The organism is Mycobacterium sp. NPDC048908 (assembly GCF_043197955.1).
In the GTDB taxonomy this organism is placed as follows: Bacteria; Actinomycetota; Actinomycetes; order Mycobacteriales; family Mycobacteriaceae; genus Mycobacterium.
Genome location: NZ_JBICUE010000012.1, coordinates 50,696 through 75,641, shown reverse-complemented (window position 1 = coordinate 75,641; position 24,946 = coordinate 50,696). Strand labels below are relative to the sequence as shown.

20 protein-coding genes and 1 pseudogene are annotated in these 24,946 nt (G+C 65.8%); 7 read left to right on the top strand and 14 right to left on the bottom strand.

Annotated elements, in window-relative coordinates:
• Nucleotides 1–14 precede the first annotated feature (14 nt).
• Complete coding sequence (locus ACGFK1_RS25475; RefSeq protein WP_393435999.1) at nucleotides 15–1,184, top strand: FAD-dependent oxidoreductase; 1,170 nt, start codon at nucleotides 15–17, stop codon at nucleotides 1,182–1,184.
• On the top strand, nucleotides 1,181–1,747 hold the full coding sequence (locus ACGFK1_RS25470; RefSeq protein ID WP_393435996.1) for a VOC family protein: 567 nt from the start codon (nucleotides 1,181–1,183) through the stop codon (nucleotides 1,745–1,747). Before ACGFK1_RS25475 ends, ACGFK1_RS25470 begins: the two co-directional genes overlap by 4 nt.
• A gap of 117 nt (nucleotides 1,748–1,864) precedes the next feature.
• Here ACGFK1_RS25470 and ACGFK1_RS25465 read toward each other — a convergent pair whose 3' ends face one another.
• The 7 genes and pseudogenes from ACGFK1_RS25465 to ACGFK1_RS25435 all read right to left on the bottom strand — a co-directional run bounded on the left by ACGFK1_RS25465 (nucleotide 1,865) and on the right by ACGFK1_RS25435 (nucleotide 9,939).
• Entirely contained in the window at nucleotides 1,865–2,791 is a 927-nt protein-coding gene (locus tag ACGFK1_RS25465; protein WP_393435993.1) for an alpha/beta hydrolase, read from the bottom strand.
• A gap of 171 nt (nucleotides 2,792–2,962) precedes the next feature.
• Nucleotides 2,963–3,439 (bottom strand): transglycosylase family protein, encoded by a 477-nt coding sequence (locus tag ACGFK1_RS25460; RefSeq protein WP_393435990.1) that lies wholly within the window; start codon nucleotides 3,437–3,439, stop codon nucleotides 2,963–2,965.
• A 210-nt stretch (nucleotides 3,440–3,649) separates the two neighbouring features.
• Nucleotides 3,650–3,877, bottom strand: a pseudogene (locus ACGFK1_RS25455) (transglycosylase family protein); the annotation flags it as partial.
• A gap of 1,124 nt (nucleotides 3,878–5,001) precedes the next feature.
• Entirely contained in the window at nucleotides 5,002–5,589 is a 588-nt protein-coding gene (gene mobA, locus ACGFK1_RS25450) for a molybdenum cofactor guanylyltransferase (RefSeq protein WP_393435987.1), read from the bottom strand.
• 11 nt (nucleotides 5,590–5,600) lie between these two features.
• Nucleotides 5,601–6,710, bottom strand: a complete 1,110-nt coding sequence (locus ACGFK1_RS25445) for a 2-oxoacid:ferredoxin oxidoreductase subunit beta (protein WP_393435984.1) — start codon at nucleotides 6,708–6,710, stop codon at nucleotides 5,601–5,603.
• Nucleotides 6,707–8,644, bottom strand: a complete 1,938-nt coding sequence (locus ACGFK1_RS25440) for a 2-oxoacid:acceptor oxidoreductase subunit alpha (RefSeq protein WP_393435982.1) — start codon at nucleotides 8,642–8,644, stop codon at nucleotides 6,707–6,709. Before ACGFK1_RS25440 ends, ACGFK1_RS25445 begins: the two co-directional genes overlap by 4 nt.
• A 290-nt stretch (nucleotides 8,645–8,934) precedes the next feature.
• Nucleotides 8,935–9,939 (bottom strand): LacI family DNA-binding transcriptional regulator, encoded by a 1,005-nt coding sequence (locus ACGFK1_RS25435; RefSeq protein WP_393435979.1) that lies wholly within the window; start codon nucleotides 9,937–9,939, stop codon nucleotides 8,935–8,937.
• 186 nt (nucleotides 9,940–10,125) lie between these two features.
• Here ACGFK1_RS25435 and ACGFK1_RS25430 point away from each other — a divergent pair, with 186 nt between their 5' ends.
• From ACGFK1_RS25430 to ACGFK1_RS25415, 4 genes are read left to right on the top strand one after another with little or no spacing between them, the layout of a single operon-like run.
• Nucleotides 10,126–11,289 carry a phytanoyl-CoA dioxygenase family protein gene (locus ACGFK1_RS25430; RefSeq protein WP_393435976.1) on the top strand — a complete coding sequence of 388 codons (1,164 nt, stop codon included), beginning with the start codon at nucleotides 10,126–10,128 and terminating at the stop codon, nucleotides 11,287–11,289.
• The gene (locus ACGFK1_RS25425; RefSeq protein ID WP_393435973.1) at nucleotides 11,286–12,293 is read left to right on the top strand and encodes a Gfo/Idh/MocA family oxidoreductase; all 1,008 of its coding nucleotides are present in this window, start codon (nucleotides 11,286–11,288) and stop codon (nucleotides 12,291–12,293) included. The genes ACGFK1_RS25430 and ACGFK1_RS25425 overlap by 4 nt, the downstream gene beginning before the upstream one ends.
• Nucleotides 12,290–13,171: a sugar phosphate isomerase/epimerase family protein gene (locus tag ACGFK1_RS25420; RefSeq protein ID WP_393435970.1), complete on the top strand. Its 882-nt coding sequence runs from the start codon at nucleotides 12,290–12,292 to the stop codon at nucleotides 13,169–13,171. The genes ACGFK1_RS25425 and ACGFK1_RS25420 overlap by 4 nt, the downstream gene beginning before the upstream one ends.
• Complete coding sequence (locus tag ACGFK1_RS25415; RefSeq protein WP_393435967.1) at nucleotides 13,168–14,130, top strand: Gfo/Idh/MocA family protein; 963 nt, start codon at nucleotides 13,168–13,170, stop codon at nucleotides 14,128–14,130. Before ACGFK1_RS25420 ends, ACGFK1_RS25415 begins: the two co-directional genes overlap by 4 nt.
• Here ACGFK1_RS25415 and ACGFK1_RS25410 read toward each other — a convergent pair.
• Genes ACGFK1_RS25410 through ACGFK1_RS25395 form a run of 4 tightly spaced genes read right to left on the bottom strand, consistent with a single transcriptional unit; the run spans nucleotide 14,127 to nucleotide 20,157 of the window.
• On the bottom strand, nucleotides 14,127–15,719 hold the full coding sequence (locus ACGFK1_RS25410) for a GMC family oxidoreductase N-terminal domain-containing protein (protein ID WP_393435964.1): 1,593 nt from the start codon (nucleotides 15,717–15,719) through the stop codon (nucleotides 14,127–14,129). The two genes, ACGFK1_RS25415 and ACGFK1_RS25410, sit on opposite strands and share 4 nt — an antisense overlap.
• Nucleotides 15,716–16,405, bottom strand: a complete 690-nt coding sequence (locus ACGFK1_RS25405; RefSeq protein WP_393435961.1) for a hypothetical protein — start codon at nucleotides 16,403–16,405, stop codon at nucleotides 15,716–15,718. Before ACGFK1_RS25405 ends, ACGFK1_RS25410 begins: the two co-directional genes overlap by 4 nt.
• Nucleotides 16,405–17,484, bottom strand: a complete 1,080-nt coding sequence (locus ACGFK1_RS25400; RefSeq protein WP_393435958.1) for an alpha/beta fold hydrolase — start codon at nucleotides 17,482–17,484, stop codon at nucleotides 16,405–16,407. Before ACGFK1_RS25400 ends, ACGFK1_RS25405 begins: the two co-directional genes overlap by 1 nt.
• Before the next feature lie 30 nt (nucleotides 17,485–17,514).
• A complete protein-coding gene (locus ACGFK1_RS25395; protein ID WP_393435955.1) occupies nucleotides 17,515–20,157 on the bottom strand; it encodes a LuxR C-terminal-related transcriptional regulator in 2,643 nt (880 codons plus the stop codon).
• 194 nt (nucleotides 20,158–20,351) lie between these two features.
• Between ACGFK1_RS25395 and ACGFK1_RS25390 the strand changes: the two genes are divergently transcribed.
• The gene (locus ACGFK1_RS25390) at nucleotides 20,352–21,722 is read left to right on the top strand and encodes a YncE family protein (protein WP_393435953.1); all 1,371 of its coding nucleotides are present in this window, start codon (nucleotides 20,352–20,354) and stop codon (nucleotides 21,720–21,722) included.
• 236 nt (nucleotides 21,723–21,958) lie between these two features.
• Here ACGFK1_RS25390 and ACGFK1_RS25385 read toward each other — a convergent pair whose 3' ends face one another.
• From ACGFK1_RS25385 to ACGFK1_RS25375, 3 genes are read right to left on the bottom strand one after another with little or no spacing between them, the layout of a single operon-like run.
• On the bottom strand, nucleotides 21,959–22,783 hold the full coding sequence (locus ACGFK1_RS25385; protein WP_393435950.1) for an ATP-binding cassette domain-containing protein: 825 nt from the start codon (nucleotides 22,781–22,783) through the stop codon (nucleotides 21,959–21,961).
• 3 nt (nucleotides 22,784–22,786) lie between these two features.
• The gene (locus ACGFK1_RS25380) at nucleotides 22,787–23,845 is read right to left on the bottom strand and encodes an ABC transporter permease (RefSeq protein ID WP_393435947.1); all 1,059 of its coding nucleotides are present in this window, start codon (nucleotides 23,843–23,845) and stop codon (nucleotides 22,787–22,789) included.
• Entirely contained in the window at nucleotides 23,845–24,831 is a 987-nt protein-coding gene (locus tag ACGFK1_RS25375) for a substrate-binding domain-containing protein (protein ID WP_393435944.1), read from the bottom strand. The genes ACGFK1_RS25380 and ACGFK1_RS25375 overlap by 1 nt, the downstream gene beginning before the upstream one ends.
• Nucleotides 24,832–24,946 lie beyond the last annotated feature (115 nt).

Genomic DNA, 24,946 nt, shown 5'->3' with positions numbered 1-24,946 from the left:
GTTACGTTGATGGGATGGCCCAGCACATCCTGATCATCGGGGCAGGCATCACAGGACTGGCGACGGCCGTCGCGCTGCAACGACGTGGGCACGACGTCAGCGTCATCGAAGAACGCACCGACACCGCGTCCGGTGCCGGAATCAGCATCTGGCCCAATGCTCTTGCGGCACTTGATGAAATCAGCCTCGGCGACGCAGTCCGGGACGCCGGTGGGCGGGTGACCGCCGGTGCGCTGCGCTGGCGCGACGGCACCTGGTTGCGTCATCCCGCCAAACAGCGACTGGTCAAGTCGCTGGGTGAGCCGTTGGTGGTGATCCGTCGCTCCGCGCTGACCGGCGTGCTCACCGATGCGCTCAGCGACGGGACCGTGCACACCGGGCGATCCGCTCAGGAGTTGGTGGCGACGGCCGACGGTGTGCGCGTCACGCTGTCGGACGGATCGACCCGTGAAGCCGCGGCCATTGTCGGCGCCGACGGCACCCGCTCGGTGGTGGCGCGTCACCTCAACGGCGCCCTGGCCGACCGCTATGTCGGCTACACGGCGTGGCGCGGAGTGGCCGACTGCGTGATCGACCCCGATGTTGCCGGCGAAGTGCTGGGTCCCGGCGTCGAGTTCGGCCTGGTCCCGCTCGGCGCCGAGCGCACCTATTGGTTCGCCACCGAGCGCGCACCGGAGGGCGGCGCTGCGCCGCACGGCGAACTGGCCTATCTCAAGGCGCGATTCGGGTCATGGGCCGACCCCATCCCGTCGGTGCTGGCGACGACCGATTCGTCGGCGGTCCTGCGCAACGATCTTTATGACCGCGACGAGGCGCGGCAGTGGTGCAGGGGCCCGGTCGTGGTGGTTGGCGATGCCGCTCACCCGATGCGTCCACATCTGGGTCAGGGTGGGTGCCAGGGGCTGGAAGACGCGGCGACGCTGGCCCGGTTCGTCGACCACCCCGACGACCTCGCGGCTTCGTTTTCTCGATTTGTGCAGTTTCGTCGGAAGCGGGCGCGCGCCCTGGTGCGGGAATCGAAGCTGGTCGGCCAGATCGTCAACCTGCGGCCCGCGCTGCTCAGCGGTCTGATAGGCCGCGCGACGGTGATGGTGCCAGAAGCCGTGATGACCCGGCACCTCGCGACGGTGGCGGCGCGATCAGCCTTTGTGCTGCCCAACGGTCGTGAGATCGAGGCGACGTGAACCTCACTCTCGGTCCTCTGGTGGTCGATGCGGTCGATCCGCAGGGGTTGGAAGACTTCTGGGCCGCCGCGCTCGGCCGGCAGGCGCAGCGGACGTTGTTGTCGGCCCGCCCACAGACTCAGGAAAAGGTCGTGAAAAACCGTGTGCACCTTGACATCTACACCAACTCGATCGAAGCACTGCTCGAACTCGGTGCGACGGTGTTGGCCGATTACCGTCCGGAACGCGTGACGCTGGCCGATGTCGAGGGCAACGAGTTCTGCGCTTTCCTTGATGGCGGGCTAACGGATCAGCCACCGGCCCGAGCCTTCGCGGTCTGCACAGACAGCGATCGTCCTGAGGAGCTTGCGGCCTGGTGGGCGGGCCGCGTCGGTGCCCAGGTGCGCGACGGTCCCGACGGCACACCGCGTTGGCTCTATGGGTCAGCGGGCTGGGAGGACTTGGTTTGGAAGTTCGTCCGGGTCGCCGACAAGCGGATGGTCCCGAATCGCTGGCGGTGGAGCGTGCGCGAGAACCCCGGCGTACTGGGCGACCCTCAAGGCAATGAGTTCGCGGTCATGTGACGCCGCACCCGGGTGGAATCCGCGCACCCGGCGGGTGTGACGACGACCGGCGATATCGCAACTGCGGCCGGCGTTGTGGGAGTCAACAACGCCAATAGCGTCACGAGACTCCGTTCATCAAACTGCAGGGCTGCGAGAAGAGTTCAGATGCCGGGAAATGAACTCGGCGGCTGTGTCGAGCGCACGGCGTGCGGGGATCAATTGCTCGACGTTGAGCTGGAAGACGTGGTGCATCCCTTGCCACACTTCGAGTTCCACGGTGCCGCCGCGGCCCGCGACGGCGTCGGCGAACCGGCGGGAATCGTCGAGTAGGATCTCGTCAGATCCGACCTGGATCAACAACGGCGGCAACGCATCACCACCGGAAGCGACCCCGAACAGTGGTGAAGCCCGAGGGTCTTCCGGCGCTGCGGGTCCCAAATAGGCGGCCGCCGACGCACGCAGATACGCCACATCGAGCAGCGGATCACCGACGGCGTGCTCGCGGACGCTGGCACCGGTCAGGCTGAGGTCGGTCCATGGCGAGAATGCGACCGCTGCAGCCACTTCGAGTCCGGCCCGCACCGCACGCGCCACGGTCGCGAGCGCAAGACCGCCGCCCGCTGAATCACCGACAACGGCGACGGCGGCGTGGCTGTCACAAAGACGGCCCAGCGTGGCCACGGCGAGATCGAGCGCGACAGGCAGTTGGGCCTCGGGGGCCAACGGATATTCCAGTGCGAACACCGGTACCCGTGTGCGGGCGGCAATCTGGCTGACCAAACCGACGTACGACGATGCGCTGCCCAATCCGTATCCGCCGCCGTGGACGAACATGATGGCCGCGCCCGCGGTTGCGTCGTTGGGCCGCACCCAAATTCCCGGACCCGGATCATCTGTCGTCGCATTCTGGGCGTTTACGTCGGCAGCCGTCGGAGTGGCCGCGGTGAACCGGTCGTAGACGGTGCGGGGCTCCCCGCGCTCAGTGGACCAGAAGCGGGCGAACTCGGTGCGCAGCGCGCGGGCGGCGGGGATGTCGGCGTCGTCGATGGGGATCACGGACACTCGTCCTCCTTCGCGCGACTAGACGAGTCGTCTGCTGCTGGCTCCGGCGATCGTGACGGTGGTCAGGTTGGTACCGCCGAGATGGTATCGGGCTGATCGACGCGACGGTTGCCGCAATGAGCCGGCGGGCGCGATACAACTCGGGGGCTCGGCGATCCCGACCGCGAGCAGTCAGGCCCCCAGCGGGTTGAGCAGCGCCGAGCACATTTGGCGCGGGTTGATGAAGCCGAGAAGGCCGCTGGTCGGCATCGCGGCGCATCCAGTTGCAGTGGTGGGGGCCGACGGGGTGCTCGGTGTCGTCCACACGGCGGGGCTGGCGCCGCGAGCGCCGCACTTGGGCCACGCCTTCAGGCCCTGGGTGCGCAGCACGTTCTCGGCGACGCGGATCTGCTCGGCACGCGACGCGGTGGCGGGGTTGCCCACACCGCCGTTGGAGCTCCAGGTGGCCTGCTTGAACTGCAGGCCGCCGTACGCGCCGTTGCCGGTGTTGGTGGCCCAATTACCACCGGATTCGCACTGGGCGATGGCGTCCCAATTCACGCTGTCGGCGCTGGCCATGCCCGTCGACACGGCCATCGGCACGCAGCCGAGCGCTCCGGCGATTGCGGTGGCCAACAAGCCCTTGGTGAAAGCCTTACCAATGTTCATCACTGCGGTCCTTCCCCGACCGTTTGAAACAAGGCCCGCTGTGGAGAAGCTGTGCTGCTCCGACGCGGCTATCCGGTGTTTCGGGTGATCAACATCACGCGTTACGCAAGTGTCAAAAGTTTTAGTCGTTACTTAATTGGTGTAAGAGGTCTATGAGGAAGAAGAGGCGGTGCCGGAACGACCCCGGCACCGCCTCTGTCCCGCTGACTATCAGCCGCGCTTGCCGCACACCGGCCAGGCGCCGATGCCCTGCGAACGGAGCACGTTCTCGGCGACGCGAATCTGCTCCTCACGGCTGGCGTGCTGCGGCGAGCCGCTGCCGCCGTTGGCATGCCAGGTACCCATGGTGAACTGCAGGCCGCCGTAGTAGCCGTTACCCGTGGCGATCCCCCAGTTGCCGCCGGATTCGCAGGCTGCGACGGCATCCCAGTTGACGCCGCTTTCCGCATTGGCGGTGCCGGCCCCCAGCGCGATCGGTGCCACAGCGAGCGCACCGGCAAAGGCGGCCAGTCCAAACGTCTTGCGGATGTTCTTCACTTCTATCCTTTCGCCAAGCGCGCGCCATGAACACCCGCGCGAGGACGCGGGCGTGGGTGCCTGATGCACAGGCGAGGGGGATGGGCCGCACCGTCTCGGTCAGGTGCGGCAGCGGGAGGCATGAAGTGCCTCACCGGGCATCAGGCCCGGCGGCCGAGGAAGCGAAAACCGCTTCCCGTTAGGTGTCAGCCCCGACTCACACGCAGGTTCTTGGTTTTGAAATTATTTGCTCCGTTTGAAGCTTTTGGGAACGTACAAAGCGCGCGGCGCAAAGTCATATCAAGCGATCGGTGTGTCGCGGTTAGATCACGGGAAGATCACGGTCGGTGTGGAGAAACGTCCACGCAGGTCAAATACCGATTCGGCGAGGCCGCGGAACTCGTAGCCCCGGCGTGGCACCGTGACGCGAATCACGATCATTTTGTGAGCTGGCCCACGTACTGGCGGGTTTAATCGCAGGCGAAACCCACCGCGCGAGTGGGTAAACCGTTGCTCGTGGCGCCGAACAGCGCGATCAGCGTCAACCGTTCGCTGAGCGGTGGAGTGCCGGTGCAGCCGACGCTCATCCGAATCACGCTGTCCCACTTAGGTATTCGCCGCCTCCCGCGATGCTGCGGATGCGGCGCTCACCGATCGGGACATGCAGGTCTGTCACGAATACCACTGTCGGAACGCACATTTCGGCTTCATTAACCCGGCGGCGCCTAGCCTCCCGCCAAGGTGTCCACCCGACGCGGGCCGAACCAGCGCAGCCGTGACAACCAACGGCCTTCACACGGTGTGGCGTCATGGCTGTTCCCTGCGGCCGGTCGAATTCGTAACGTGACGAAATCAGCGGCATTGTCGACGCAGCGGCAGATTAAGCCCTTGGCGCGCAGCCGATCTCAGACCGGTCGGCGCCACCAGACGACGCGGTGACATTCGACGTCACCGGCCGCATGAATAAAGGCGAAAATCGGAAGAGATTTGGGCGCTGCAATTGGCAGAAAGGGTGTCGAATTCGAAATTCAGAATCGGCGAATTTGCTAGGCAATTCGGGGCGGCATACTGGCGGCCAGTTCGGCGGCGGTGTTGACGTTGGTCAGCGACGGCTGTTCTGGCATGACGATCCGCTGGGTGTCCACGCGGTCCACCAATGCCCGCATGCTGCGCTCCCCCGCCGCGACCAGTTCATGGACGCGACCGGCCAGCGAGGTTCGGTAGATACCGGCCAGGTAGTGGTCGCGACCGTCCCATGGCAGCACCACGTCGGCGCCTAGACGCACCGCGGGCCCGACCAGTTCGTCGATCAAAGCGGCGTCGAGATGCGGCATGTCCACCGCACAGACGAAGGCCAATTCGCGCCCGGCGTCGGCGGCCGCCTGCAGGCCTTGCCCCGTCGCCAGCAAGGGGCCGACCCCGCGGGCCTCGTCGCGCAGCACTTCGGCGTCGACCGCGGGAAGTGCCTGCCCCAACGCGGCCATCACGAAGACCGGTGAACAGCGCGGACTCACGATCGACACCGTGCGCTGCAGCAGCGTGGTGCCTTGGTACGGGAGGCTGGCCTTGTCGCGGCCCATCCGGCGGGACTCCCCGCCGGCCAGAATGATCGATGCAAGCGGCAGGGGGGTCACGTCAGATGAGGCTAGTCGACGGTCCAGGTGTCCTTGCCGCGAAGCAGCGACTGAAGCGCGGCCGTGTCGTGCGGCTTGGCTTCGCGCGCCGACGCGACCTGATTGCGCGCCGCATCGTCGTAGGTCGGCTTGCTCACCTGACGGAAGATGCCCATCACCATGTGCTCGAGGTTCTGCTCGGACAACCGCGACAATGCGAACGCGTACGCCGGATCCTCGACATTGGCGTTGTGCACCACGATCTCGTCGGCGGACACGTCGGCGGTCTTGGCCACCTCGAGCCCGTAGCCCGACTTCACCACGCAGTAGGCGCCGTCGGTGCCGAAAGTGATGGGCTCGCCGTGGGTCAGGTTGATGATCCGCTCCTCGGCGCCTTCCTTGCGCAGCGCGTCGAACGAGCCGTCGTTGAAGATCGGGCAGTCCTGCAGGATCTCGACCAGTGCGGCGCCGCGGTGCGCGGCCGCGGCGCGCAGCACCTCGGACAGCCCCTTTCGGTCGGAGTCCAGCGCGCGGCCGACGAATGTGGCGTCCGCACCGAGCGCCAACGACACCGGGTTGAACGGGTAGTCCAGCGAGCCCATCGGCGTGGACTTGGTGATCTTGCCGACCTCGGAGGTGGGCGAGTACTGGCCCTTGGTCAACCCGTAGATCCGGTTGTTGAACAGCAGGATCGTGATGTTGATGTTGCGGCGCAGCGCGTGGATCAGGTGGTTACCACCGATCGACAGCGCGTCGCCGTCGCCCGTGACCACCCACACCGACAGATCGGGGCGGGCCAGCGCCAGCCCGGTCGCGATGGTCGGGGCGCGGCCGTGAATCGAGTGGAACCCGTAGGTTTCCAGGTAGTACGGGAACCGGCTGGAGCAGCCGATACCGCTGACGAACGCGATGTTCTCGCGGCGCAGCCCGAGTTCGGGCAGGAAGTTGCGAATGGTGTTGAGGATGACGTAGTCACCGCATCCGGGGCACCAGCGGACCTCTTGGTCGCTGGTGAAGTCCTTGGCCTTCTGCGGCTCGTCGGTCGTGGGGACTCCGCTGAGCTTCGACAGCGGGGTGACGCCGAGGTCCGATCCGATCAGCTGGGTCGATGCCCGATCCGCTTGGCTTCTCGCTGTTGTCATGCGTTAGCTCCCACGCCATTCTCTATGGTGGCCGTCGCCAACCGTGCGAACTTGGCCTTGTCGATTTCCTTGTCGCCCAACGTCCCATCCAGCGCGGCGTCGATGATGCCCTCGACCTCGTCGGCCAAAAACGCCATGCCCTCCACCTTGGTCACCGACTGCACGTCGACCAGGAACTTGCCGCGCAACAGCAGCGCGAGCTGGCCCAGGTTCATCTCCGGCAGCACGACCTTCGGGTAACGGCGCAGCACCTCGCCGAGGTTGGCGGGGAACGGGTTGAGGTTGCGCAGCTGGGCGTGGGCGACCTTGATGCCCTTGCGGCGGGCGCGCCGGCATGCCTCGCCGATCGGGCCGTAGCTGCTGCCCCAGCCGATCATCAGCAATTCGGCGTCGCCGGTCGGGTCGTCGACCTCGAGGTCGGGCACCTTGATGCCGTCAATCTTGGCCTGACGCAACCGCACCATCAGGTCGTGGTTCTTCGGCTCGTAGGAGATGTTGCCCGAGCCATTGGCGGCTTCCAGACCGCCGATGCGGTGCTCGAGACCCGGTGTGCCGGGCACCGCGAACTGGCGTGCCAGGGTCTCCGGGTCGCGGGCGTAGGGCTGGAACGGCTCGCCCGTCTTGGCGAAGGTGTGCTCGATGGGCGCGTAGGTGCTGACGTCCGGAATGCGCCACGGCTCAGAGCCGTTCGCGATCGCGCCGTCGGAAAGGATCAGCACCGGGGTGTGGTAGGTGACCGCGATGCGGGCGGCCTCGATCGCGACGTCGAAGCAGTCCGACGGCGAGCGGGGTGCCACGATCGCGACCGGTGACTCGCCGTTGCGACCGAACATCGCCTGCAACAAGTCGGCCTGCTCGGTTTTGGTGGGCAGGCCGGTGGACGGTCCGCCGCGCTGCACGTCGACGACGATCAGCGGAAGCTCCGTCATCACCGCTAGGCCGATGGCCTCTGATTTCAGCGAGATGCCGGGACCCGAGGTGGTGGTGACGCCGAGCGCACCGCCGTAGGACGCGCCGATGGCCGAGCCGATGCCCGCGATCTCGTCTTCGGCCTGGAAAGTCAGCACGTTGAAGTTCTTGTGCTTGGACAGCTCGTGCAGGATGTCCGATGCCGGCGTGATCGGGTAGCTGCCGAGCACCAATTGAATGTCGCCAAGCTGGCCCGCGGTGATCAGCCCGTACGCCAGCGCCGTGTTGCCCGAGATCTGGCGATACTCGCCGGAGGTCAGCTTGGCCGGCGACACCTCATAGGTGCTCGCGAACGCCTCGGTGGTCTCGCCGTAGTTCCAGCCCGCCTTCAACGCCAGCACGTTGGCCTCGGCGATATCGGGCTTGCGCGAGAACTTCTCGCGGATGAACGCCTCGCTGTGCTCGAGTTCGCGGCCGTACATCCACGACAGCAGCCCGAGCGCGAACATGTTCTTGGCGCGCTGGCCGTCCTTCTTGGAGGCACCGATCGCCTCGACGGCGCCGAGGGTCAGTGTGGTCATCGCGACCGGCTGCACGACGTAATCGGACAGCTCGTCGGTTTCCAGCGGGTTGGTCTCGTAGCCGACCTTCGCCAGATTGCGCTTGGTGAACTCATCGGAGTTGGCGATGATCAGGCCGCCGCGGGGCAGATCGGACACGTTGGCCTTGAGCGCGGCGGGGTTCATCGCGACCAGCACGTCGGGACGGTCACCGGCGGTCAGGATGTCGTAGTCGGCGATCTGGATCTGAAACGACGACACGCCGGGCAGCGTGCCCTGCGGGGCACGGATCTCGGCGGGGTAGTTCGGTTGCGTCGCAAGGTCATTGCCGAACAGCGCCGCTTCCGAGGTGAACCGGTCACCGGTGAGCTGCATGCCGTCGCCGGAATCACCGGCAAAACGAATGACGACCTTTTCGAGCTTGGTGCGCGTCGCCGGATTGGCGCCGTTTCCGTTCGCCCCCACTCGCCTGCCTTCCGTGCTGATTCGAACCGTCCGGGCGAATGTCCTCCGAGTCGCGGTAAGGCCGACGCGGCGTCGATGGACTACCACCTGATTTTTGATGTCACTGCCAGTACCGATTATTGCACTTCTCTTAGGCATGCCTTTACCCGACGCGCAGGTGAAGCCCGCATGACCGGGCGCCAAAGTCAATGCTCAGTGCATGTGTTCGCGGTTCACACCAGACGCCATTGTGTTTTCCGTCACGTTTGGGAGAACGTCATTCTCTTAGAAATGGTTACCGATCAGTAGCTCTAGCCCGGCACGTTGTAGGGCGTGATCACCTGGATCGGCGTTGGCCGCGGCGGCTCGACCGGCAAAGCTCCACGCTCCTGAAGGATCAGCCGGATGGCCAGCCGCGCATCGGCGCGCAAGTCGTTGTGCAGCACGACCGAGATGCGGCCCTCTCGCAGCAGTCGCCGATTGTCGGCGTCGAGGTCATGGGCGATGAACACTCGGCAGGGCCGCCCGAGTGCGTCGAAGGCCGCGACGGTGGCGGTGTTACCGCCGCCAACGGAGTAGACGGCCTCCACATTGGGGTGCTCTTGCAGCGCGTGGAGTACCAGCCGTTCGTTGGTGGCGTCGATCCCGTCGCTGTCGCTGACCTCGACGATGCCGCGCCCGGTGGCCCGCAATGCTGACCGGAATCCGACCTCGCGCTCGCCCTCGCCGCGGAACACCGTGCGCGACAGCGTGATGAGCACATCCGAGGGGGCAGACCCCAGCCACTGGTTCATCAGGTAGGCCGCCGTCACCCCGGCGCCGTGGTTGTCGATGCCGACGTAGGCGCAGCGCGAACTGGCCGGGACGTCGGTCGTGTAGGTCACCACCGGCACCCCGGCGTCGACGAGGCGGTCGATGGCGTCGGCGACCTCGGGATCGTCCTGCGCCTTGAGCACCACGCCGTGACTGCCGCGCAGCCGGCCCAGCGCGTCGACCATCTGCGCCGTCGAACCCGACTCCCAGAGGTGGAATCGGGCGCGCACCATCGCCGGAGCGAACGCGGGCAACTCGGCCTCGACCGCGGCGCGGAAGGCGTCGGAGAACCGTTGCGGTGTCTGCATCACGACGTCGATCAGGTAACGGCGTCCAACCAGCCGCAGCTGAGCCCGTTGTTTGTCGAGGTCCGTGATCGCCTGCATGACCTCGGCCCTGGTGTTCTCCCGCACGCCCGGCCGCTGGTTGAGCACGCGGTCGACAGTCGCCTCGCTCAGCCCGCACTGCTGGGCGATCTCGCGGACCTTGTAGCGGTGCGGCACGGCGTTCCCTCTCTTCGCCGAGGGCTTCCTCTTCGCCGAGGGCCCCCGCGGAGCCGAGCAGACGTAAAACTGCCCACTTTTCGGCCTTTTAGGGCAGTTTTGTGTCTGTTCGCCGCCGGTGGCTGAGGCGTTTTTGATGGGTTTCTGGCGTTGATTGCGGTTGGTGTCACAGCAAGACTAACCGGCATGACGGCCGCGGCACACACGACACCCAAGGCGTGGATCGACGAGGCGGACGTGCGCCTCGACGACTTCCGCGCGCAGGTGCTGCGCAGTGTCGAACCCGCCGACTATCCGCTCGCGACTGACATCCGAAGCAACGTGCTCTGCTACTCCTCGGCCGCACTCGCCGCCGCCGACCGCAGGGCGCTGCAGTGCGAGGTGATCCAGGCGCTGGCCGACGGTCCCGGCGTGGTGGTCTTCGAGGGCGCGTTCGACGGGGGTGTCGTCGACCGGGCCAGCGACGCGTTCTTCGCGATCATCGACGAGCAGCGCGCCGCGGGCACCGCCGCCGGTGACCACTTCGGCAAGCCGGGCGCCAACGACCGGATCTGGAACGCCGCGCAGAAACTCGCGCTGCATGACCCGGAGGTATTCGCCGAGTACTACGCCAACGACACACTCGCCATCGTCTCGCAGGCCTGGCTCGGCCCCCGGTACCAGCTCACGTCGCAGGTCAATGTGGTCAACCCCGGTGGAACGCAACAGGTTCCACACCGCGACTACCACCTAGGATTCGTCTCCGACGAGCACCTCGCCGCCTATCCCGCGCATCTGCACCGCACCTCCCCGGTGCTGACGCTGCAGGGCGCCGTCGCCCACTGCGACATGCCGGTCGAGAGCGGCCCCACCATGCTGCTGCCGTTCTCACAGCGCTTCGAGGGCGGCTACCTCGCGTTCAACCGCCAGGAGTTCATCGAGTTCTTCGCCGCGCACCACGTGCAGATCCCGCTCAGGAAGGGCGACGCGGTGTTCTTCAACCCGGCGCTGTATCACGGTGCGGGGTCCAATGTGTCGACGGATATCCGACGCATCGCCAATCTGCTGCAGATCTCGTCGCCGTTCGGACGTGCGATGGAGGCGCTGGACCGCACCGCGATGGTGCGCGCGATCTATCCGGCGCTGCGCGCGATGAAGGCGGCGGGCCGTACCGAGCGCGACCTGCTGAACGTCGTCGTCGCGACCGCCGAGGGCTACGCCTTCCCCACCAATCTCGACAGCGATCAGCCGATTGGCAGCCTGGCGCCGCCCAGTCAGGTCGACACCGTCTTGGCCGCGCTGGCCGACGACCTCACCCCAGAGCAACTCGACGTCGCACTGCGCGACCATGATGATCGGAGAAAGCCATGACCACACTCGGTGTAATCGGGTTGGGCCGCATCGGCGCGTTCCACACCGAGACGTTGTCCGGCCTTGCCGGCGTCGACGGCCTTGTGGTCGCCGACGAGCGCGCCGACGTGGTGGCCGCGGTCGCCGCGAAACACGGTGCGAAACCAGCTGATTCGGTGGAAGAGCTGTTGTCGTCGGGCGTCGACGGCGTCGTCGTGTCGGCTGCGACACCGGCCCACGCCGAGCTGACGCTCGCCGCCGTCCACCGCGGTCTGCCCACCTTCTGCGAGAAGCCGATCGCCGCGACCGCCGCGGAGAGCGCGCGAATCGCCGAGGTGATCGAAAAGTCGCGGGTGCCCGTGCAAGTGGGCTATCAGCGGCGGTTCGACGCCGCGTTCGCCGCGGCCAAGCGCGCGGTCGACGACGGCTCGCTCGGGCTGTTGCACACGGTGCGCAGCACCACCATGGATCCCGCTCCCCCACCCATGGAGTACATCGCCGGCTCGGGCGGCATCTTCCGCGACTGCGCCGTACACGATTTCGACGTGCTGCGGTGGATCACCGGACAGCAGGCCGTCGACGTATACGCCACCGGCAGTGTGCAGGGCGACCCGCGGTTCACCGAGTACGGCGACGTGGACACCGCCGCCGTGGTGGTCATGTTCGACCAGGGCACCATCGGGCTGGTCTCCGCGGCGCGGTACAACGGTCGCGGCTACGATTGCCGACTGGAAGTACACGGCTTTCATGACACCGTGGTCGCCGGATGGGACCAAGGCGCCCCGGTGCGAAACGTAGACCCGGGCAACGAGTTTCCTGCCGGCCCCGCGCACCACTTCTTCATGGACCGCTTCACCGACGCGTTCCGCGCGGAGCTGAGCGCGTTCGTCGACGTGGTCAACGGCACCGCCGCGCCTGCCTGCACGGTGGCCGACGCGGTCGAGGTCGCGTGGCTGGCCGAGGCGGCGACAGAGTCGTTGCGCCGCGGTGTCCCGGTACGAATCGACGAGGTGAGGTCGAAGTGAACAACGTGAAGATCGCGGGAGCGCCGATTTCTTGGGGTGTGTGCGAGGTGCCAGGCTGGGGCCATCAGCTTGCCGCTGCGCGTGTGCTCGCCGAGATGCGTGAGATTGGTTTGACGGCAACCGAACTGGGGCCAGAAGGCTTCCTGCCGTCAGATCCAGCGGAGCTCACAGCGCTGCTGAATTCCTACGGGTTGAGTTGTGTCGGCGTGTTCGTTCCTGTCCTGCTGCACGATGCGGGCCACGATCCGTTGCTGGACATCGCCGGGCCCCTCGATGCGTTGCTGGCCTGCAAGGCTGATGTGCTGGTGCTGGCGGCGGCGACGGGCACCGATGGATATGACTCACGTCCGAGCCTGGATGACAACCAATGGGCAACACTGCTCGGCAATCTCGACCGTCTCGCCGCGGCCGCCGGCGACCGGGGCGTGCTCGCGGTGCTGCACCCGCACGTGGGAACGATGGTGGAGACTCGCAGCGATGTCGACCGCGTGTTGGCCGGCTCCGCGATCAAGCTGTGCCTGGACACCGGCCACTTGCTGATCGGCGGCACCGACCCGCTGCAACTGGCCCGCGAGGTGCCAGGCCGCATCGCGCACGCGCACCTCAAGGACGTCGACGCCGGGCTGGCCGCCCGCGTGCAGGCCGGTGAGCTGACCTACACCGAGGCAGTGCGCGCCGGGATGTACACCCCGCTCGGCAGCGGTGACGTGGACATCGCGGGCATCGTGACCTCGCTGCGCAGCAATGGCTTTGATGGATGGTTCGTCATGGAACAGGACACCGTTTTGGACGCCGAACCTGTCGACGAAGGACCCGTGCGCGATGTGCAAACCAGCGTGGCGTACCTCACCGACGTGTGCCGCGCCGTGTCGGTATGACGTTACGCATTGGCGTGCTCGGCGCGTCGCGGATCGCCGAACTGGCCATCGTCGGGCCCGCGCACGAGCTGGGTCACCGACTGGTCGCCGTCGCGGCGCGTGACCCGCAGCGGGCACAGTTGTTCGCCGAAAAATACGGAGTGGAACGGGTTTTGGCGTCGTACGACGCGCTGGTCAACGATCCCGAGGTCGACGTCGTGTACAACCCGCTGGCCAATGCGCTACATGCGCCGTGGAATCTCGCGGCCGTCGCGGCGGGTAAACCGGTGCTGACCGAGAAGCCGTTCGCGCGCAACAGGGCGGAGGCTCGACAGGTCGCCGCGGCCGCCGACGCAGCGGGTGTCGCGGTGATGGAGGGCTTTCACTACCTGTTTCATCCGGTCACCCGGCGCGCGCTGGCACTGGCGGGCGACGGGACGCTGGGTGAGTTGGTTCATGTAGAGGTGCGCATGGCGATGCCGGCGCCCGACGAGGGCGACCCGCGCTGGTCGCTGGAGTTGGCCGGTGGCGCGTTGATGGACCTGGGCTGTTACGGCCTGCATGTGATGCGGCAACTGGGGCATCCTTCGGTGGTGCGGGCCCATGCCGAGCAGCGCAGCCCTGGCGTCGATGCGTGGTGCGATGTCGACCTCGCGTTTCCGAGCGGGGCGACGGGGCTGAGCGCAAACTCGATGGTCGCCCACGCCTACATGTTCACGCTGCGTATCGTCGGGACGCGCGGCGATGTGTTCGCGCACAATTTCATCAGGCCGCACGACGATGACCGGCTGACGATCAACACCCCCGACGGCACGACGGTCGAGCGGCTGGGCACCCGCCCCTCGTACACCTACCAACTCGAGGCGTTCGCCGACCACGTGCGGCATGGCGCCCCGCTTCCGATCGGCACTGCCGACGCGGTCGAGAACATGGCGTATGTCGATGCGGCGTATCGAGCGGCGGGCATGTCTCCGCGTTAGAGCCTCTCGAGAAGCTTCTCGCAACTGCGCTCGGCGACCGCGGCAATCGTCTTCGACGGATTGCGGCCGATGGCCCGTGGAATCACCGCGCCATCCATCACGAACAGGTTCGGGTGGTCGAACACTTCGCCCATGTGATTGGTCACGCCGGCCCCGGCCGCGGCCGCCATATTGCAGCCGCCCAACGGATGCGGTGTGACCAGTGTCCGCAACCGGCTCCACGTCGCCAACGGAATCGGCTTGCCACCCGTTGCGAGCGTCATCGCGACATGGACGTCTTTGAAGGCATCGAGCGCGCCGACCGAGCGTTGCGGATTCCAGTTCAGCCGTGTCCGTGCGCGCCAGAACCGCAGAGGATTCTGCAGTGAGAACTCGCCGTCGGCGGCGTCGATCGACTGCCCGAACCACGGCACCATGCTGCGGAAGTCGGTGAGATCACTGGCTTTTCGGTGCGCCCATCCCTTCGGTCCGCGTTTGCCCTGCCAAGCCTTGAACACGTGCGCGCCGATGTTCGGCAGCCCGCCGTCCTCGATGAAGAGCCGGCCGTCGAACCCGATCATGTTGTCGTCAGGCAGATCGACGCCCCCGAGGAAGTCGATCGCCCCGCCGATTGTCGGCCCCTTCGTCGGCTGTAGCCAGGGACGGTCCTTGTCCTTCTTGTAGCGGGCCAGCGTCAGGAAATCGCCGTTGGGACTCCAGCCCCGGCCCAGCGCCCTTGGCAGCTTCGTCAGCGTGCGGAACCCGTCGCGGGAGCGCAGCAGAATCTCGGTCGATCCGATCGACCCCGCCGCGAGAATCACGATTTGTCCATCGATTTGACGCTTCCGACGGTCGAACCGCTCGTCGAGGTCGAGGTAGTGCACGCGCCACCCGCCGTCTTCGGAATTCTCGATGTGGGTCACCATCGACAGCGGCCGGATCTCGGTGTCGTTGCCGTTCCCTTTCGCGAACTTGAGGTAGTTCTTGTCGAGCGTCTTCTTGGCACCGTTGACGCAGCCGATCACACATTCCCCGCAATGCACGCAGGTCTCGGGCGCATACCCCTCGGGATCGCGCCACGGCTCACCGTGCTTGTCACCCGCCTTGTCGTCGAATGCCACGGCCAGCGGCAGCGGCTTGTACATCTCCGGAATCCCGAGTTCAATCGCCGCGTCCCGCAACCGGCTCATCCGCGGGTTGAGCTGTCCGGGCGGTATCACCTGCGGGTCGAGCACTTCGTTGACCTTGCCGTAGTACCGCCGCATCTTGTCAGCTGAGATCTGTGACGGCCAGCCGCTGTCGAACACGGCGTCCGGCGCCTCGATGCAGACGTTGGCGTAGATCAGTGAGCCGCCGCCGACCCCGGCCCCGGTGGCAACGATCATCTGGTCGAGGAGGCGGATGTCCAGCCAGCCGTTGAACAGACTCGGCATCCGGCTGGAATAGAGGTAGTCGCGGGCGCGCTGGGGCGTCCTGCCCCCCTGTGACCAGTCGCGCCCCCGTTCGAGCACAACGAGTTTCCGGTCCGCGCTGGCGAGGCGGCACGCCGCAACCGCGCCGCCGAACCCGCTCCCGACGATGACGACGTCCGCCCGCTCGGCGGTGCTCACCACCGACGGCCCTTCACATAGGTGTTGACGAGCGAGGTGACGAAGAACCGGTAGAACGCCGACTTCTGAGCACACCTGTCGATCCACCAGAAGTCGCCGAGCACCTTCATCGACAACAGTTGCCTGACGAATCCCCACAGCGTGATCCGAAGCAGTCCGGCCGCGATGGGTTCGCCGGTCCCGCCACTCGTCGGGAACAGTTGCACGTGAAGCGTCGTCGTCGCGGGCCACACGCGCCACGGAGGCGACGGTTCGACATACTTGCGGCCGCGCATCCGGTACTTCTGGCCGTCGATCGAGAACGTGGTGTCGTAAACCATCTCCCGCACACCTTTTCCGTTACGGATGGCGCGGCGGAAAAGGCCGAAGTCACCGTCTTCGATGCCGATCAGGTCTCCGCCCAGCACCGGGATCGACCCGGCGGCGCGCCACTGCCCCCTGTGGTTGGGGTCTTTGATGAACGCAGGCAGGTTCGGCAGCGTGACGGTGGCATGCAACTGCATGGCGATGGCCGCATCGTTCTGATAGCCCTTCACCGGATCGGTGATGCCCATCGTGATCATGCCGGTCATCACCTCGCGAAACCTCAGACCGGGCCGGGCCACCCGCAGCTTGCTCCGCACTTCATCGACCGTCGGCCGAGGGATCCGGTCCTGCGCCTCAACGGGATTCGCTTCCAGCACCATCACTTGCTCAATTCGTCGAGGATGAACGGGAAGACGTCGCGGTGCGAGTACTGCCCGAGGAATACGTCCAGATGTCCGTAGTCGGCGAACTTCTGTAGCGTGTGCCTGCCTGGCTGGTGCCGTTCGTAGTATTCGAAGGTGCGGCCCATGCCGATCGGCAGGAACGTCTGATTCCTGTCGCCGGTCATGAACACGAAGCGGGCATCGGTTTGCGGGGCATCGGCGGTGAACAACGGGGGCAGTTCCCGATATTTGCCCGTCGATACCATTTCGCCCGCCGCAGACGAGTCCGCGATGTGGCCGTAGTACGACATCGGCACCTGGCCGAACTCACCCTTGATCCATTCGTGGGTGGCGTCGTTGAGATTTTCGTGCCGCCACAGGGTCGGGTGGCCGTACCCGTACATGAAGCTGGTGTGGTTGCACACCGCGTTGTCGCACTCGTCGTGACTGGCCCTGACGTACCAGTTGAGGATTTTGGGCAACAGCCGCGGCGCGTGCAGGCCCCACTGCGGGTTGATGCCGGTGATCTTCTCGGCATTCAAGAAGGCAACGGCCAGCGGTAGTTTCAGGCGCGCCTGCCATGGCATCACCGGGTGCAGCGCCGACGAGTTCGAGATCACCAGCGACACGTCGGGGAGCAGGCCCGCGGTGATCGCCATCATGAACGCGCATGACCCCTGGCAGTGGATCAGCGCCTTGATCTTGTCGGCGCCGGTCTGCCTGCGGACCTCCTCGACTGCCCTCGGCATGTCGAGCACCGCTGCATCGTCGAGCGTGTAACTGACCGCGGGCAGATCGATGCTGGAGCGCCAGTTGAGCATCCACACGTCGAATCGGCGCTCGGAAAGCTGCTTCAGCAGGTTCCTGGTTGGCGGGTTCCACAGATTGGCCCGCGTGCCGGTGCCCGCGACCATCAACAGCGGCTCGCCGTCACCGCGCAGCCGTTTGAAGTTCAAGGTGAAGCCGTCCCTGGCCGGGAATTCGATGGTCTCGAAGCGGTCCTGTGGAATCGGTTCGATCGGATCGGTGACCGTCAGGGCCTGCCCGTTGGTTGAAGGGTGCACTGCAACAGCCATCTGACCTCCTGCGCGTCGAGGGGCTCCTAGCTACAGCGTGCTCGGCGAGCGCGACGCAGTCTTGCGTAGTCCGGTACTCGTTTTTGCCGACGCGACCACTTCGGCCAGCAGCGTGCGGTCGGCGACGTCGAGTTTCGTACACGCTCGGTAGATGTGCCCCTCCACCGTGCGCACCGAGACGGACAGCCGCTCGGCGATCGCCTTGTTGGTCATGCCCTCGGACACCATGATCGCGACCTCGAGTTCGCGCCCGGTCAACGGCAGCGGGTTGAGCACCTGATCGAGCGCTGGCGTGGAGGCACCGCCTGCGAGCTCGGCGGCGCGGGCCATCGCCTCAACCTCGCCCTTGCGTTGGTGGCGGGCGGCGAAAACCTTGGCCGCCTGCGCGGAAGCGTCGGCGGCCGCACACTTCATCCCCAAGTCGGCGAGTTCGGTTGCCGCGGCTGTCAATCCGTCGGCGTCGGCGGCGGCCAGCGCACGCCCGTGTGCCAGCGCGGCCCGGCCCGCGACGCAATCGAGGCTCGTGGCCACCCGGGCGATGGCGTCGGCGGCGGTGGTGTCACCGAGACGAACAGCATCATGCAATGCCTGTATCGCGACGGCGAGCTGGCCGGAGCGTTCGGCTATCCGGGCCGCGTCGCGGGCCGCGCTGACCGCGCCCGCCATGTTGCGGGCCGCCGCAAGCGTCCACGCGCGTCCAAGAGCCAGTTCCGGGGCGTAGAGCTCTGACCGCATGCTGTGTCGAGATTCGGCGCGCGCCGACACTTCTGCGGATCCCGCGGCGTCACCCTGTTGTCCGAGGGCCTGCGCCAGATACATCAGCGCCAGCGGGCCCCAGGAGTAGCCGGTCTCCGAAAGCGCCGCCGCGGATTGACGCAGCAAGGACGACGCCACATCGAGCTCGCCGGCCGCGATCAGCGTACGGGCGAGCAGGATTTCACCGATCGCACGGCCCGGCTGCTGCAGCTCGGAGAACTCCATGAAGTGCCGTGCCAGCCGCTGCGCGTGCGGCACGCTCCTGGTCATCAACAGCGTCGTGATCTGTCCGAGCCCGATGGTGAACCGAAGCAGACCAAAATGCGACGCCGCCAGGCCGCGTTCGGCCAACGCGCCGACCTCGTCGAATCGGCCCAGCCGCGCACTCGACAACGCAGCTGTCGCCGCCGCCCAGGCGACCGCCAGGTCCTGTGCAGCAGGCGAATCCAGCACCTGACCGGCGATCTGCATTGCACGGTGCGGATCACCGGAATTCATCGCGAAGGTGGCCACCAACGCATCGATGACCGCGATCGCGGCGGGCTCGGAGATACGGTCGCGCATCGCGTACAGAAAGTCGACGGCCGCCTGCGGCTCGTCGAGCATCCAAAACTGGTTGGCCGCTTTGGGCAATGTCCAGGAGGTGAGGTCCCACTCAGGGAGGCTGTCAGGGTCGACCGGCGTCAGGACGGCGTCGGCGTCTGGACCGCGGCCCAGCCATGACAGCGCGTGGGCCAACGGCAGTCGCGCGCTCAATCCGCCATCGCGATCGAGGGCGCTTTGCGCCAGGCGCTCGCCCAGCAGCAGGTCACCGAGCCGCATCGCTTCCCACGACGACATGACGACGTCGTCGACCGGCGGCGGGGTGTCGCTTTCAATGGCCAACGCCGCGAGCCGCAGCCGGGCACTGACGTGTTCGATCGGCTTGGCTGACAACTGCGCGACGAGCTGCGTACGTAGCCGCCGAGTGGCGATCTGGCCGAGTGAGGCGCGGACCTGCTCGGCGTAGAGCGGATGCGCGGAATGCACGACGAGGTCATCGCCACGCTTGACGACCTCGATGATCCGTCGGTCCTCGGCCTCTTCGAGGGCCTCCCTGCCCGCCAGCTCAGTCAGATCTCCCAGGCTGAGCGGCTCCTCCACCGCGAGGTAATTCAGCACCGACATCACCGACGGCGGCAGCGCCTCGAGATGTCGGCCAATCAATGCGGACAGTTCTGCCGACAGCCCGATATGGCCGCGCAATTGCCAGACCCCGTCCACTTCGCGCAATGCGCCGGAGCTCATCGCACTTTCCGCCAAGTGCCGCAAATACAGCGGATTTCCCTGACTTGCGGCGAATACCTCGTGCGCACTCGACGTCTCCATCGGACCGCCGAGAACGGCTTCCAGCAAACTCTTTGTCTGTGCAGGATCAAAGGGTTCGATGTCGAGCCGGTCCAGCAGTCGGTCTTTCCACAGGGAGGTAATCGCGTCGGGCGCCTGCTCACCGGCCCTGACCGTGATGACGAACCGCGCCGCACCGGTCAGCGCCAGCTGATGCACCAGCGTCGCGGACAGATTATCCAGGTGATGGGCGTCGTCAATGGCCAGCAGCAGTCCCCGTCCGCCGTGCTGCAGCAGCGATGCTCGCGCCGACCGCAACAGCGTCGGCGAGTCGCCGACGCCGGCGACATCGACCAGATGGCTGAACGCGCCGAACGGGATCTGACTCGCGGAAGCCGTGCCGGCCAGCCATTGGACAGACACACCTCCGTGCCGCTGAGCAAATCGATCGACGGCATGTCGAGCAAGTACGGTTTTGCCAACTCCGGCCGAACCGGCAAGCACCGCACCCAGCCGGTTCTTGCTTTTCAGCGTGGACTCCAATAGGCCCAGCGATTGCCCGCGCGGAACCGTGCGCCATTCGATGGCCATTCGCGGATCCTATGCCGCAGAACGCGTTTTCTCCTGGCATACGAGCAAACTGTGGCGAACGTCAGTTGCTGCCCTGACATGCAGCGATGCGAAACAGGTAGCGCACTACTCGTGATCCTGGCACGCCGATCTCCCTACTCTGCAGGAGCGGAGCAAACTCTGCGTACTTCCGGGAAAGGACAGGAGATGAACGGTTGGGCGCATCGACAGTCATCGAGCGCGCGTTGGCACGGGCGCTCTCGGCGGGGATAACGATCGCGATGTCGGCACAGCCAGCTGTCGCGACAGCCAGACGCGGGCCCGAGGATGTGGGGGCACGCCCGTCAGCAGGCTGGGTCAGCGCTCTCGCCGCGAGGTTCGGGGCACTGGGCCGCAAACCGTCGGCGAGCGGTCGAGTGATCCCGGCCGCCGCAGTGGGATCGGTCGCGGGCATCGGTTCGGTGCGCGACATCGCCTTGTCGCCGGACGGGCGATACGCCTACGTCGCAGCGTCGCGCGACGGCTGCGAGCGGTGGGCTGTCTACGTCGTCGACACCGACCTGACGACAGTGATCACGACGATCGACGGGCTGTCCGAGGTGATACCGACCGGCCTTGCGGTGTCACCGGATTCGTCACGGCTATACGTCGCTGACCGCAACGCCGCGGCCATTCGCGTCGTCGACATCTCCGAGGGCAGTCCGACCCGCAACCGGGTGGTGGATTCGCTGCTCTTGGAAGGTTCGCTGCCGGTCGGCTATGGCACACCGACTTCAATCATCCTCAGCCCCACTGGGTCGCGTCTGTACGCGCTGATGACCGACCCCGCAGTGCTGATCCTCGACCCCGAGTCACGCGTGTTGGTCAGAGCCGTTTCCGGCGGAGATTCGATCGCGATGTTCACTGAAAACAAGCGGGTCTACGTCTGCGCGGGTGACCGACTCGGCCACACCAACGTCACCGCGGGTGTGGTGATCCTCGACGCCGACACCGGAACAGAGCTGGGGTCGTTCGGACTCAATGACGCCCCCGCGTTCATTCGCCAACCCATCCTTGCCGGTGGCGACGGCCGGTTGTACCTCGACATCGACGACCTCGACGGCCATTTGGAAGTGGTCGACACATCAGCGTTGAATGTGGTGGCGCGCATCAGGATCGATGCGTCGGCCGACCGGCAACTTCGCAGCATTCCCTCCGCCGCAGTGCTGAGTCCCGACGGCCGATGTCTGTATGTGGCCAATCAGGGCGTGCGACTGTCCTCCGACGAGGCCACGGAGGTCGGCTGGATCTCCGTGATCGACACCCGGCGCAACCAGGTCGTCCACGACATCACGCTGCCCGCAACGAGCGCCGACGAATACCGCGGCGCCAGCCCACAATTCATCACGATCAGCCCGGCGGGCGACCGCTTGGTGGTGGTCAACGAGTACGGCGTCGCGTCGGTCATCGACATCGCGTCAGGGTCGGTGCTCAGCACGGTGACGCTCGGAAAATCAACGGACCGACCGCGGGTGGTCATTGGCAACCCGACGCGCAACGCCGTTTACGTCGGCGGCGATTCAGGGTTGACCGTGATTCCTGTGTAGCGGTCGCCCGTCACTTCCCTCGGCGCGTCGTTCGTGCCACCTCAGCCGCAACAGCAAAAGGTGACGGTGCGCCCGGAACCCCGCCGACAGCGGGTCACGCCAGGCCGGCGTGTGCGCGTTCGATTCAGGTTCTGTGTGCACGGTCCCATTGTGCCGCGTTTGCAAGCGCGGGCCGTGCTGCCATGCTGCCGCTGAGGTGAACGATCGCGTAACGTTCGTCACCGCCAGGCGTCGATCTATGCGTCCTTGCCCCGCAATTCGTGCGACAGAGCCTCCAGTTCGTCGCCGCCCGCCATCTCCTGCGTCAGGTGTTCGAGGGTGATCTCCTGATAGCTGCAGTCGAGCTTCTGTCGACCGCGATTGAGCAGGACGAAGTGGTCGCCGACCATGTGGGCGTGGTGCGGGTTGTGCGTGATGAACACCACACCGAAACCCGCCTCCTTGGCGGCGGTAATGTACTTCAGCACCACACCGGACTGTTTGACACCCAGAGCGGCGGTCGGTTCGTCGAGGATCAGCACCCGCGCGCCGAAGAAAACCGCGCGAGCGATCGCGACGCACTGGCGTTGACCACCTGACAACGACCCGATCGGCACGTCGACGTCGGGCAGGTCGATGCCCATCTTCGACAGTTCGCTCAACGTGGTGGCCCGCATCGCGTTGGCGTCGAGTGACCACGGGAAGCGGGTCTTGCGGATTTCCTGGCCGAGGAAGAAGTTGCGCCACACCGGCATCAGCGGTACGACGGCGAGATTCTGATAGACCGTCGCAATGCCTTTGGCCAGTGAGTCTTTCGGCGAGTTGAAGGTCATCGGTTCACCGTCGACCAAGAGCTCGCCTTCGGTCTGCGGATGGTAACCGGCGATGATCTTGATCAGCGTCGACTTGCCTGCACCATTGTCGCCGAGGATGCCGGTCACTTCACCGGCATGGACCCGCAGCGAAATGTCCTTGAGTGCAGTGATGTTGCCGTACGCCTTGCCGATGTTTTTCAACTCGACCAGCGGCACCTTGCCGCCGGAGGGGGCATCGTGCACGGGCTTGTCCACTGTTGCGGTCATCGGTTACCTCTTCGCCGCGTAGTTGCGGAATGCGTTGTTGGCGATCACCGCGAACAGCAGCATGCCGCCGAGGAAGAACTTGAACCAGTCGGGGTTCCAGCCGGCGTACACGATGCCCTGATTCACCATGCCGAAGATGAACGCGCCGATCGCTGCTCCGATCGCGGTGCCGTAGCCGCCGGTCAGCAGGCAGCCGCCGATGACGGCGGCGATGATGTAGAGAAACTCGTTGCCGACGCCCTGGCCCGATTGCACTGTGTTGAAAGCGAACAACAGGTGCATGCCGACGAACCAGGCCGAGAAGCCAACGAACATGAACAGGCCGATCTTGACCTTGGTCACCGGCACACCGACCGCGCGGGCGCTTTCCTGATCGCCGCCGACCGCGAAGATCCAGTTTCCGATGCGAGTCTTGAACAACACATACGTCGCGACAGCGGTGAACAACAGCCACCACAGCACGGTGATGCGGATGCTCACGCTGCCGATCGAGAACGACGACGAGAACACCGCCTTGGCGGAGTCCCACCCCTGCATGTCCGAAACGCTCGCGGTGGCGACCTGGCCGGAAACCAGTTTGGTCACAGCGAGATTGATGCCGGTGATCATCAGGAACGTGCTCAGCGTGATGAGGAAGCTGGGGATCTTGGTCTTCATCACGAGATAGCCGTTCAAGAACCCGACGGCCAAAGCGAGGACCAACGCGAGCGCGGCGCCCAACCACAGGTTGAGGTGCAGGTTGTAGGCGAGCATCGAGGCGGCCAGCGAACTGAACGTCACCGCGACACCCGACGACAGGTCGAACTCACCGCCGATCATCAGCAGCGCGACCGCGCAGGCCATGATGCCGATGGTGGAGCTAGCGTACAGCACGGTCGCCAGCGCCTCGGGACTGCGGAACGGCGCCGCGACGATCATGAAGAAGATGAAGATGGCGATCGCGCCGATCAGCGCCCCCATCTCGGGTCGAATCAGCAACCGCTGGACGCGGTTTCGCTCTTTGACCCGCTCGTCGTGGACGACCTTCCGTTGCGAAAGGTCGACCTCTGACTGGGTAGTCATTATCGGGTTCCGTTCTTCGCATACTCCGCAACAGCGTCGATGTTCGACTTCTCGATGAACGCTGGACCGGTGAGGGTCGGCTGGCCGCCGCCGATGACGTTGCCGTTGGTCAGATACAGCCACAGCGAGTCGACGGCCAGGTAGCCCTGCAGGTACGGCTGCTGGTCGACGGCCCACAGCACGTCACCGTTCTTGATCGCATCGACCAGCGCGGCGTTGGTGTCGAAGGTGCCGATCTTTGCTTTGCTGTTCGCGTTCTTCGCCGACTGCACGGCCGTCAGCGCGAACGGCGCGCCCAGCGTCACGATGTAGTCGATACTCGGATCCTGTTGCAGCTTCGCCGTGATCGTCGACTCGACCGATGGCATGTCCTTGCCGTTGACGTTGAGGTTCTCGGTGGCGGGGAAGGTGCTCTTCAGGCCAGCACAGCGGGCCTCGAGGTCGACGTGGCCCTGTTCCTGGATCACGCAGATGGCTTTCTTGGCGCCTTCCTTGGTCAGCCGGTCGCCGGCGCTCTGCCCCGCGATGAAGCCGTCCTGACCGAAGTACTCCTTGACGCCCATCGCCTGCCAGTCCTTCAGGCCGGCGTTGAAGGCCACCACCGGGATGCCCTTACCCTCGGCGGCCTGTACCGCCGCGCGCATGGCGTCCGGCTTGGCCAACGTCACGGCGATGCCCTTGACGCCGCTGTCGACGGCCGTCTGCACCAAGTTCGCCTGGTTGGGCGCCTCCGGGTCGTTGGAGTAACGAAGTTCGATGTTGTCCTTCTTCGCGGCCGCCTCAGCGCCCTTGCGGATCAGGTCCCAGAACGAGTCGCCGGGCACTTCGTGGGTGATCATGGCGATCGTCATCCGGGGCGTGTCGGCGGTTCCGCCTCCCCCGCCGCTGTTCGACTCCTGGGGCTTGCCCCCGGTGCCCGAACATGCCGCGAGTCCCACTGCGAGCACGCTCGCCGCGGCGGTGACAGCGAGCCGACTGAACTTCATATTTCCTCCGCTCGTAGAGTGCGGCGTGACACGCCTCACGGCTCGATGTAATACGCCTCACAGCAGAATGTCAATACTTTGTCCTGACATTAGGACTGCACATCAAATGCTAGGG